We start from the raw sequence: 8,232 nt of genomic DNA, 5'->3' as shown, positions 1-8,232 counted from the left end.
TGCCCGGCGTCCTTGGCGACGCCGAGGCCGGGGTCGACGACGATGCGCTCGGGTGCGATTCCCCCGGCGACCGCCGCGTCCAGCCGGGCACGCAGCTCGGTGACGACTTCGGCGACCACGTCCCCGTAGACCGCGCGTCCGGCCATCGACTCGCTGAACCCGCGCCAGTGCATCACCACGAAAGGCGCCCCGGCGGCGGCGACCACCGGGACCATGGCGGGGTCGGCGAGCCCGCCGCTGACGTCGTTCACCAGGACGGCGCCGGCCTCGACGGCCTGCTCGGCGACGACCGCGCGCATGGTGTCGACGGAGACGGTGACACCTTCGGATGCCAGCCCCCGTACGACCGGGACGACGCGGCGCAGTTCCTCGTCGGCGTCGACACGGCTGGCGCCGGGGCGGGTCGACTCACCGCCCACGTCGACCAGGTCGGCGCCCTGCGCCACCAGATCGAGGCCGTGCTTGACGGCGGCCGCGGTGTCGAACCAGCGGCCTCCGTCGGAGAAGGAGTCGGGCGTCACATTGACGACGCCCATGACCGCGCAGCGGTCCCACTCCGGCAGCCCTGCCACCCGGCCCCGCCCGTGCAACGTACTCATGCCCCCAGCCTAGGCGCTGTCCGGTGGATCAGGTCGCGGGAAGGCGCCGGGCTCCGCGTCTGCGACCTGATCGGCCGGACAGGCCCGGGGCCTTCCGGCCGCGCCGGGCCGGGCGGCCGGGGGCCGGCCCGGCGCCCGCCGGGTGCGTTACGCCACCCGAGCCCCGCCCTCGCCCGCCGCGCCCGTGAGCGGGGTGCACGGCGGCTCGGCCACCCGCTCGCGCCGTGCGAACGGCCACGGCAGGCCCAGATTGACGAAGCCCTCGGCCTGCATCGCGGCGAAACCGATGCGCGGCAGGTCGCCGGTGTTGCGGAAGACCACGAAGCGCGGCTCCCAGCGCGGCCGGAACTTGGCGTTGAACTTGTACAGCGACTCGATCTGGAACCAGCGGGAGAGGAAGACCAGCAGTCCGCGCCAGCCCCGCAGGACCGGGCCCGCGCCGATCTTCTCGCCGCGGGCCAGCGCCGAGCGGAACATCGCGAAGTTGAGGGAGACCCGCTCGACGCCCAGCCCGGGGGACGCCTCCAGGGCCGCGACGATCAGCAGCTCGTTCATCCCGGGGTCGGCGGCGCGGTCGCGGCGCATCAGCTCCAGCGACATCCCGTCCTTGCCCCACGGCACGAAGTGGATGATCGCCTTCAGGTCGCCGAACGGGGACTCGGGCCCCTCGGCCTTGTGGGCGGTGGCGATGACGCAGTCCCCGTCGCCCGGGTCGCCGATCCGGCCGAGCGCCATCGAGAAGCCGCGCTCGGTGTCCGTACCCCGCCAGGCCGCCGCCGCGCCCCTGATCCGCTCCAGCTCGGCCTCGCTCACATCACGGACGCGCCGGACCCGCGTCTCGTAGCCACCGCGCTCGATGCGCTTCACCATCTGGCGTACGTTGCGCATCGCCCGCCCGGCGAGGGAGAAATCCACGACATCCACCACCGCCTCGTCCCCGAGTTCCAGCGCGTCGAGCCCGGTCTCGCGGGTCCAGACCTCGCCGCCGGTCTCGCTGCAGCCCATCACCGCGGGGGTCCAGGAGTGCAGCTTGGCCTCGTCCATGAAGCGTTCGATCGCGCCGGGCCACGCCTCGACGTCGCCGATGGGGTCGCCGCTGGCCAGCATCACCCCGGAGACGACCCGGTAGCAGACGGCCGCCTTGCCGCTCGGTGAGAAGACGACGCCCTTGTCGCGGCGGAGAGCGAAGTGGCCGAGGGAGTCGCGCCCGCCGTGTTTCGCGAGCAGGGCCCGCAGCTGTTTCTCGTCCTCGTCGGTGAGGCGCGCCGCCGGGTGTTCGGGCCGGAAGGCCAGGTAGATGGTGGTGACGGCGGTGAGCAGTCCCAGGGCGCCCAGCGAGTAGGCGACGGTCCAGGAGGTGTTGCCCTGGTACTCGACCGGGCCCTCGAAGCCGAAAAGACCGAACAGCACGTGCTGCAGACGGTCGGCGATGCTGGGGCTGCCGACGACCCGGCCGGGGTGGACGCTGACGATGATCAGGCCGAGGCCCAGAGATCCGGCGCCGAGCACCACGAAGTTGGCGAGCGCTTTCCACCGGCTGCGCGGGTCGGGCAGCGCCTCGAACTCGGTGCGGTGGCGTACGACGAGGGTCAGCAGCACCAGCGAGATCAGCGCCCCGACGATCGAGTGCCGGTAGCCGAACTGCGCCACGGCGCCGATCGGAAGCAGCACCACGGCCGCCCGCCAGGCCCTGCGTTTACGGCGTTTGAGGCCATGGGCGAGGAGCAGCAGGAGCACCCCGGCGCAGAGCGCGAGGGCCGCGGTGAACGGCCCCAGCGCCCCGGGCAGCACCTCGGCGACCGTATGCATCCGGCTGTGCCGGAACCGGGGGAAGGCCCCGCCGGCGATGTCGAGCAGACCGACGACCGTACAGGCCGTACCGACCAGGGACGGGACGGTCTCGGGGCGGGGGCCCCGGAAGATCCGTCGGACACTCTTCGGAACCATTACCGACTTTTCCCCATCTACCGGCACAGACATCGCTTCCCACGGCTCCACAAGAGGTTCTCTGTCCGCCGATCGCCGAAGTCGGCGCAGCATCCGGACATTTTGTGTCCTCTAGGACGGCGATTACGGGGTGCGGGTTCATCCGTCCCGGAAAAATCTCTCCGCAGAAAGCTCGGCTCCCCATGGGTCTCACCAGTCACAAGGTTCTGGCGCTCGCCGCCCTGCTGGCCGTCGTCCTGTTCGCCGCGACGATCTGGCTCTGGCCGCGGCTCGCGCGGCGCAGCGGCCGTGCGGTGGCGGGCCGGATCGGTCTGTTCCTCGCGACCCAGGTGGCGGTCTTCGCCACGGTGGGGCTGCTGGCCAACAACTCCTTCCTCTTCTACGGGTCATGGGCCGATCTCTTCGGCCAGGAGCAGACCCCGGGTGTGGTCGTCGACCACGACGCGGGCAGCCGTGACGTCCGGGTCGTGAAGCGGACCGGCCTGGATGTGCCCGGCGGCACCAAGCCGGCCGTCGCCGGGCAGATACAGAAGGTCGTGATCCAGGGCCGTACGTCGAAGATAGCCAGCTCCGCCTACGTCTATCTGCCCCCGCAGTATTTCCAGCAGGCGTACATGAAGCGAACCTTCCCCGCTGCTGTCGTGCTCACCGGATATCCGGGCACCGCGGAGAACCTGATCCACGGTCTGCACTATCCGAGGACCGAGTTCGACCAGCTGAAGGCCGGGAAGATGCGGCCGATGGTGCTGGTGATGCTGCGGCCGACGGTGGCACCGCCGCGTGACACCGAGTGCGTGGACATAAAGGGCGGGCCGCAGAGCGAGGCGTTCTTCGCGAAGGACCTCCCGGGTGCCGTCAGGGCCGCGTACCGGGTCGGCCCCGGGCCGCGGAACTGGGGCTCCATCGGGGACTCGACGGGTGGTTACTGCGCACTGAAACTGGCGGTCCATCACCCGGGCGTCTACGGGGCCGGAGCGGGGCTCTCCGCTTACTACCGGGCGGCCGAGGACCCGACGACCGGCGACCTCTTCCAGGGCGATCATCTGGAGCGGCACCGCGCCGACCTGCTGTGGAGCCTGGACCACCGGCCGGCCCCGGCCACCTCGCTGCTGGTCACCACCAGCCGGAAGGGCGAGGGGAACTACCGCAGCACGATGCGGTTCATCGACAAGGTGAAGCCGCCCACCCGGCTCTCGTCGATCACCCTGACCAGCGGTGGGCACAACTTCAACACCTGGCGCCGCGAGATCCCCGCGGGCATGGAGTGGCTGAGCGGGCGGCTCACCGGCCGCTGACGGTCTCCAGCTCCACCTCGTCGCGCGGGATGTCCCGGGCGTCGGCGGCGGTGGAGCGGCGCAGCGCCTCGTGCAGCCGGGCCGGGGTCAGTACGCCCAGGAAGCGTCCGGCGGTGTCCTCGTCGGTCACCGCGATCCACCCCGCGTCGTGCTGGAGCATGGTGGCGAACGCCTGCCTGAGCGAGGCCCCGACGGGCAGCCGGGCCTCCATCCGCCTGGCGTGCTCGCCCACAGTGCCCTTGGCCGTCGCCGCGTGCTCCGCGGAGATCCAGCCGTGCAGCCTCTCCTCCCGGTCCAGGACGACCGCCCAGCCGGGCAGCTCGGCGGGCAGCGGGTCGTCGAGGTGCACCACCGGGGGCTGTTCCAGATCGCCCGGCTCGATCGGGGTGACGGAGAGCCGCTTCAGGCCGCGGTCGGCGCCGACGAAGTCCGCCACATAGGGCGTGGCCGGGGCGCCGAGCACCGCTGCCGGGGCGTCGAACTGCTCGATCGTGCCCTGCCCGTACACCGCGATGCGGTCGCCGAGCCGTACCGCCTCCTCGATGTCGTGGGTGACGAAGAGGACGGTCTTGCGCACGGACTTCTGGAGCGCGAGGAACTCGTTCTGCAGGTGTTCGCGCACCACCGGGTCGACCGCGCCGAACGGCTCGTCCATCAGCAGGACGGGCGGGTCGGCCGCCAACGCCCTTGCCACGCCGACCCGTTGGCGCTGTCCGCCGGAGAGCTGCTCGGGATAGCGGCCGCCGTGGACGGACGGGTCGAGACCCACGAGTTCGAGCAGCTCGGCGGCGCGGGCGCGGGCGGTGGCGCGCTTGACGCCCAGCAGGTGCGGGACCGTCGCGGTGTTGTCCAGGACCGTCTTGTGCGGGAAGAGGCCGACCTGCTGGATCACATAGCCGATACGGCGGCGCAGTTCGACGGGGTCGGTGGCGGATATGTCGTCCCCACCGACATATATCCGGCCGTCGGTCGGCTCGATGAGCCGGTTGACCATCTTCATCGTGGTGGTCTTGCCGCAGCCGGACGGGCCGACGAGCGTGACCAGTTCACCTTCGGCGACCTCGAAGGAGAGGTTGTCGACGGCGGTCGTGCCGTCGGCGTACCGCTTGGTGACGTTTTCGAATCGGATCATGATTCCCCATTGTGACGGGCCGGTTGTGAAGGCCATGTTGCTGCAGTGCGACGGATCCCGGCATTGTCAGTGGCCGGGGATAGGGTCGCCACTGAGTTGAGCAGACCGATGCCGGGAAGACCGGCGTCGAGCAGGACGGCGCCGGGCAGACCGGCGTCGGGCAGACCGATGGGGACCGGACCGGTGGGGACCGGAAAGGCCGGAGCACGGCGGGGGCCGGGAGGCGGGGTGCGGTGAGCGGGCAGAACTGCATGGCGAGGAACGACTGGCTCTGCTGGGACTACGTCACATCCCGCAGCCAGGAGCTGACCGACGCGACCGTCCAGCACATCTGGATCACCGCCGTATCGGTGGCGATCGGTCTCGTGGTGGCCGTCCCGCTGGCGCTGCTGGCCCGCCGCGGGCGGCTCTTCGCGGGGCCGGTGCTCGGGCTGACCACCGTGCTCTACACGGTGCCGTCACTGGCGATGTTCTCGCTGCTGCTGCCGTGGTTCGGCCTCTCGGCAGCCCTGGTGGTCACCGGTCTCGTGCTCTATTCGCTGACCATCCTCGTACGGAATCTCCTGGCGGGTCTCGCCGCCGTGCCCGAGGACGCCAGAGAGGCGGCGCGGGGGATGGGATACGGACCGGTCAGACTGCTCTGGGAGGTCGAGCTGCCGCTGGCGCTGCCCGCGCTGTTCGCGGGGGTGCGCATCGCCACGGTCTCCACGGTCGCGCTGACGACGGTCGGCTCGATCGTCGGCAAGGGCGGCCTCGGCAATCTCATCTCGGACGCGCTGCCGACCCTCTTCAAGGCGCAGGTGCTGACCGCGTCGGTGCTCTGCGTCCTGCTGGCCGTCCTGGCCGATCTGATGCTGCTCGGCGTGCAGCGGCTGCTCACGCCCTGGACCCGAATACGGACGCCGCGGGCGGTCCGGACGGCTGAGGCGGGCTGACCATGGGCGAGTTGACGGATGCCTGGACCTGGCTGACGACGGGGTCCAACTGGTCGGGGGAGAGCGGCGCCGAGCACCGGCTGGCCGAGCATCTGACGGTCAGCGGGATCGCGTTCGCGGTGGCGTGCCTCATCGCGCTGCCGGTCGCTCTCCGGCTGGGGCACATCGGCAGGGGCGGCGCGCTGGCCGTGAACATCTCCAACGCCGGGCGGGCGATACCGACGTTCGCCGTGCTCGCCCTGCTGCTGCTGACCCCGCTGCGCTCGCACGGCGACCTGCCGACCGTGATCGCCCTGGTGCTGTTCGCCGTGCCGCCGCTGCTGACCAACGCGTACACGGGCATGCGCGAGGTGGACCGGTCGGTGGTGGAGGCGGCCCGGGGGATGGGGATGTCCGGGGGGCAGCTCTTCCTGCGGGTCGAGCTGCCGCTCGCCTATCCGCTGATCATGACCGGGCTCAGGTCGGCCGCGGTCCAGGTGATCGCCACGGCGACCCTGGCCGCGATGACCGGCGGGGGCGGCCTCGGCCGGATCATCACCGCCGGGTTCAACACGTACGACACCGCACAGGTGGTGGCGGGCGCGCTGCTCGTCGCCGCACTGGCCCTCGTGGTCGAGGGGCTGCTGGTGGCGGCCGACCGGCTGCTCGACCCGCGGCGCAAGGCGGCGGCCTGAGGACGGCCGGCCGCCGGTCCGAGTCCGCGGGCGGGCGGCTGTCGCCCTCCGTCCCGAACGTTTGTCAACCACCTGTCACTTGGAGTGGACCTCATGATCAAAACCTCGCGAATAGCGGGCGCGGTGCTCGGCGTGGTGGCTCTGACGGGCTCCCTCGCGGCGTGCGGCGGGGACAGCCTGGAGAAGGACAAGGACGGTGGCGGATCGAGTGCCGCGGCCGGCTCGGGGAAGAAGGGCTCGCTCGTCGTCGGCGCGGCCGGCTTCACCGAGTCGAAGGTGCTCGCCGCGCTGTACAGCCAGGTGCTGGCCAACGCCGGATACAAGACGTCGGTCACCTCGGTGAACAACCGCGAGCTGTACGAACCCTCGCTGGAGAAGGGTCAGATCGACGTCGTACCGGAATACGCGGCCACCCTCGCCGAATTCCTCAACGCCAAGACGAACGGCGCCAAGGCGGCCGAGAAGAAGCCCGTCGCCTCCGGTGATGTCGCCGCGACGGTCGCGGCTCTGCAGAAGCTCGCCGGGCCGCGCGGCCTGAAGGTGCTTCCCGCGGGCCGGGCGGTCGACCAGAACGCCTTCGCCGTGACCAAGGAATTCGCCGCCAAGAACAAGCTCAAGACGCTTTCCGATCTGGGGAAGTCGAAGGCGAAGGTCAAGATCGCGGCGGGTGACGAATGCACCGTCAGGCCGTTCTGCGCACCGGGCCTGAAGTCGAAGTACGGCATTGACGTCACCGGCATCGACCCCAAGGGCGTCGGTACCCCGCAGGCCAAGCAGGCGGTCAAGGACGGCACCGACCAGCTGGTGCTCACCACCACGACCGACGCGACGCTCGACACCTACGGCCTGGTCCTGCTCCAGGACGACAAGAAGCTCCAGAACGCGGACAATCTGCTGCCGGTCGTGAATGCCAAGCACGCGGGCAGCCCCGAGATCGCGGCCGCCCTCGGCAAGCTCACATCGACGCTGACGACCGCCGATCTCGTCCAGCTGAACCGCAAGGTCGACTCCGAGCGCGCGAAGCCCGACGATGTCGCGAAGGACTATCTGAAGTCGAAGAGCTTGATCAACTAGCCGGTTCCCCGGAGGGAATGGCGGCAAGGGGGAATGGCGGCAGGCGCCGGGGTAACGGTTCGAGGTAACCGCTGGGGAACAAATCCCGGTGCGGTCATCCATTCGGCTCACGCGCACGGTAAATTTCGGGCCATGCCACGTGGACGCCACCGCCATTCCCCACCCCTGCACCGGCTTCTCCAGCCCTCGGCCGTAGCCGGTGCTTCGCTTCTTCTCGCCGCCGGTGCCTGGCTGTTCGCGGATCCCCTGGTGCTGCGCTGCCTGGTCGCGGCCGCGGCGGCCGCCGCGGTGACCGGTGCGGTCCTCATGCGCAACTGGGACCGGGTGGCCGGCCGCAGGGTCGCCGAGCTGACCCGGTCACGGGCCGCGGAGGAGTGGCGGGCCGAGGAGCGCACCGCCGAACTGGAGGGCGATCTGGAGGAGTCGCGCGCGCTGCGCGTCAAGCTGGAGACGAAGCTGCGGGCCAAGCGGGCCGAGCTGGCCGGGCTGCGCGGCGAGCACGCCGCACTGCTGCGCCGGTACGCGACCGCCGAGACCGAGCGGGCCGGCGCGCTGGAGGGCCGCAGGCTCCTGGCG

At 71.0% G+C, this 8,232-nt stretch carries 7 protein-coding genes and 1 pseudogene; 5 read left to right on the top strand and 3 right to left on the bottom strand.

The genetic code is table 11. The annotated features are described in order from the left end of the window. On the bottom strand, nt 1-599 hold a 599-nt coding region (folP, locus tag G3I19_RS32215), incomplete at its 3' end, for a dihydropteroate synthase (RefSeq protein WP_164267258.1). Nucleotides 600-746: 147 nt separating this feature from the next. Then, entirely contained in the window at nt 747-2,546 is a 1,800-nt protein-coding gene (locus G3I19_RS32210) for a phosphatidylglycerol lysyltransferase domain-containing protein (RefSeq protein WP_164267257.1), read from the bottom strand. A gap of 182 nt (nt 2,547-2,728) precedes the next feature. On the opposite strand from G3I19_RS32210, the gene G3I19_RS32205 reads away from it, so the two are divergent. Continuing rightward, nucleotides 2,729-3,841 (top strand): alpha/beta hydrolase-fold protein, encoded by a 1,113-nt coding sequence (locus tag G3I19_RS32205; protein ID WP_164267256.1) that lies wholly within the window; start codon nt 2,729-2,731, stop codon nt 3,839-3,841. Here G3I19_RS32205 and G3I19_RS32200 read toward each other — a convergent pair. Continuing rightward, nucleotides 3,828-4,973 (bottom strand): ATP-binding cassette domain-containing protein, encoded by a 1,146-nt coding sequence (locus G3I19_RS32200; protein ID WP_164267255.1) that lies wholly within the window; start codon nt 4,971-4,973, stop codon nt 3,828-3,830. The two genes, G3I19_RS32205 and G3I19_RS32200, sit on opposite strands and share 14 nt — an antisense overlap. Before the next feature lie 233 nt (nt 4,974-5,206). Between G3I19_RS32200 and G3I19_RS32195 the strand changes: the two genes are divergently transcribed. The 4 genes and pseudogenes from G3I19_RS32195 to G3I19_RS32180 all read left to right on the top strand — a co-directional run. After that, entirely contained in the window at nt 5,207-5,908 is a 702-nt protein-coding gene (locus G3I19_RS32195) for an ABC transporter permease (RefSeq protein ID WP_164267254.1), read from the top strand. 2 nt (nt 5,909-5,910) lie between these two features. Continuing rightward, the gene (locus G3I19_RS32190; RefSeq protein ID WP_164267253.1) at nt 5,911-6,582 is read left to right on the top strand and encodes an ABC transporter permease; all 672 of its coding nucleotides are present in this window, start codon (nt 5,911-5,913) and stop codon (nt 6,580-6,582) included. Between the two features lie 93 nt (nt 6,583-6,675). Continuing rightward, a complete protein-coding gene (locus G3I19_RS32185) occupies nt 6,676-7,656 on the top strand; it encodes an ABC transporter substrate-binding protein (protein ID WP_164267252.1) in 981 nt (326 codons plus the stop codon). Between the two features lie 132 nt (nt 7,657-7,788). Continuing rightward, a pseudogene (locus tag G3I19_RS32180) lies at nt 7,789-8,232 on the top strand (hypothetical protein); the annotation flags it as partial.

The organism is Streptomyces sp. SID10853, assembly GCF_010548145.1.
Lineage (GTDB): Bacteria > Actinomycetota > Actinomycetes > Streptomycetales > Streptomycetaceae > Streptomyces.
The sequence above is the reverse complement of the archived record's forward strand: the minus strand, read 5'-3'. Positions and strand labels throughout refer to the sequence as shown.